Raw genomic sequence first — 2,087 nt, forward strand, 5'->3', positions numbered from 1 at the left:
GGCCGCGGTCGCGAGAGCCAGGACGACGTGGCCAGCCGGCTGTCGCGCGAAGGCGCCGCACTGCCGCAGGGGAGCGAGGCAACGGTCATCGAGAACTCGGGGGCCCTGGCGGACGGCGTCGCCGCGTTCGTCGCCGCGTTGCGGCGGATCGCCGGCTGAACCCTGCAGTCCCCGGTGCGTTGCACCCTACCTGGTGCCGAGCGCAAAGGAGCATGGGCATGGAGACGATCGACCCGGACCGAGTCCGGCTGATTGCCGCGGCGCTGGCGGACGCCCTGGCGAAACGCCACGCCGTGCTCGACGACATCGCTGGCATTGCCGCGGAAATCGCGCGCGCGCTCGCCGGCGAACCGGCCGGTTCGCCACCCGATCCCGAAGGCGACGGGCTGGCGCCGGCCGAACTCAATGCGGCGAACGACCTCTAGAAGCGGGGAGGGCAGCCGGCATTTGCCCCCTCCCCCGGGGGATCAGACCCTGGCGAGACAGACCTTGCCGGTGCCGGCATTCTTGGTGCCGAGCTTGGCCGCGGCGGCCTTGGACAGGTCGATGATGCGTCCCTTGTGGAACGGCCCGCGGTCGTTGATGGTCACCTTGATGGACTTGCCGGTGCGCTGATCGGTGACCTTGACCACCGTGCCGAAGGGCAGCGTCCGGTGGGCGGCCGTCATGGCGTTTTCGTTGAAGCGCTGCCCGGAGGCCGTTTTCTTGCCGTGGAATCCCGGACCATACCAGGAGGCCCCACCGCACTGCGCCGCTGCCATGGAACTCGTGACGGAACCTAGAAGTCCCATCGCCACGACGGCGGCCACAACGATTTTCCTATTCAACCTTACACTACTCACACTGGTTTCGACGGGCGCGGAAAAAGGCGGCCGCTTGTGGCAAGAATGTGAACCGAAAATGAACAGCCGGCATTCGCAGTCCTTTGTTGCATTGCGGCAACACAACTCTCCGGTAAAATTCTGGTCTGGAAATCAGTTCCTTGCCGGTGGCAGCAGCGCGCGGCGCGGACCGGCCTATAGTGCGTCTATCCTTCCACGCAGGTATGTCTTTTCATCCTGACCAGGACGTGGCGGCGATCGTCTTCCAGCAATTTTGACCAATTGATAAAATTTCTGCGCTGCGCTAGCGTCCCTGATCTCGAATGGCTCTAGAGGAGAGGGAGCGGCCGATGAGCGGGGGAATGCTCAAGCAAGGCATCGCGGCGGGGCGCCTGGGCGCTGCCCAGTATGCGGAGAATTTCTCGGACCTGCATCCGCCGCTGGATCGGCATGAGGCCTTCGTCGAGGCCGATCGATGCTATTTCTGCTTCGATGCTCCGTGCCTGAACGCCTGCCCCACCTCCATCGATATCCCGCTGTTCATCCGGGAGATCTCGACCGGCAACCCGCTCGGCGCGGCCGAGACCATCTTCGAGCAAAACATCCTCGGCGGCATGTGCGCCCGGGTCTGCCCGACCGAACAGCTGTGCGAAGAGGCCTGCGTGCGCATGGAGGCCGAAGGCAAGCCGGTCAAGATCGGCCAGCTGCAGCGCTATGCCACCGACGCGGCGATGACCGCCGGCGTGCAGTTCTTCGAGCGCGCCCCGGCAAGCGGCAAGACGGTCGCCGTGGTCGGCGCGGGCCCGGCGGGCCTCGCCGCGGCGCACCGGCTGGCGATGCGCGGACACGCGGTCACGATCTACGATGGCCGGCCGAAGCCGGGCGGACTGAACGAGTACGGAATCGCGAGCTACAAGGCGACCGACGGCTTCGCCCAGGCCGAGGTCGACTATGTCACGGCGATCGGCGGCATCGAGATCGTGAACGGCAAGCAGCTGGGACAGGATTTCGATCTGCACGAACTGAAGAGCAGGCACGACGCGGTGTTCCTCGGCATCGGTCTGGGCGGCGTCAACGCCCTTCGCGCGCCGGGCGAGACCGCCGAGGGCGCGATCAATGCGGTGGACTTCATTGCGGAGCTGAGGCAGGCCGAGGACCTCTCGGCACTGCCTGTCGGTCGGCGGGTGGTGGTGATCGGCGGCGGCATGACGGCGATCGATGCGGCCGTGCAGAGCAAGCTGCTCGGCGCCGAGGAGGTGACAATCT

The 2,087-nt window shown here is 66.2% G+C and carries 3 protein-coding genes; 2 read left to right on the forward strand and 1 reads right to left on the reverse strand.

Annotated elements, in window-relative coordinates:
• Window positions 1–218 precede the first annotated feature (218 nt).
• Window positions 219–425 carry a hypothetical protein gene (locus ACE3TU_RS21760; RefSeq protein WP_374627943.1) on the forward strand — a complete coding sequence of 69 codons (207 nt, stop codon included), beginning with the start codon at window positions 219–221 and terminating at the stop codon, window positions 423–425.
• Window positions 426–467: 42 nt separating this feature from the next.
• Here ACE3TU_RS21760 and ACE3TU_RS21765 read toward each other — a convergent pair whose 3' ends face one another.
• The gene (locus ACE3TU_RS21765; protein ID WP_374627945.1) at window positions 468–791 is read right to left on the reverse strand and encodes a septal ring lytic transglycosylase RlpA family protein; all 324 of its coding nucleotides are present in this window, start codon (window positions 789–791) and stop codon (window positions 468–470) included.
• Between the two features lie 380 nt (window positions 792–1,171).
• Between ACE3TU_RS21765 and ACE3TU_RS21770 the strand changes: the two genes are divergently transcribed.
• The coding region (locus tag ACE3TU_RS21770) for an FAD-dependent oxidoreductase (RefSeq protein WP_374627944.1) at window positions 1,172–2,087 on the forward strand (916 nt) is incomplete at its 3' end.

This window comes from Devosia sp., from assembly GCF_041917035.1.
GTDB lineage: Bacteria > Pseudomonadota > Alphaproteobacteria > Rhizobiales > Devosiaceae > Devosia_A.

Bases quoted from the DNA above. Each gene is read 5' to 3' on its own strand.
- ACE3TU_RS21760 (WP_374627943.1), top strand. From the start codon at position 219: ATGGAGACGATCGACCCGGACCGAGTCCGGCTGATTGCCGCGGCGCTG.
- ACE3TU_RS21765 (WP_374627945.1), bottom strand. From the start codon at position 791: ATGGGACTTCTAGGTTCCGTCACGAGTTCCATGGCAGCGGCGCAGTGC.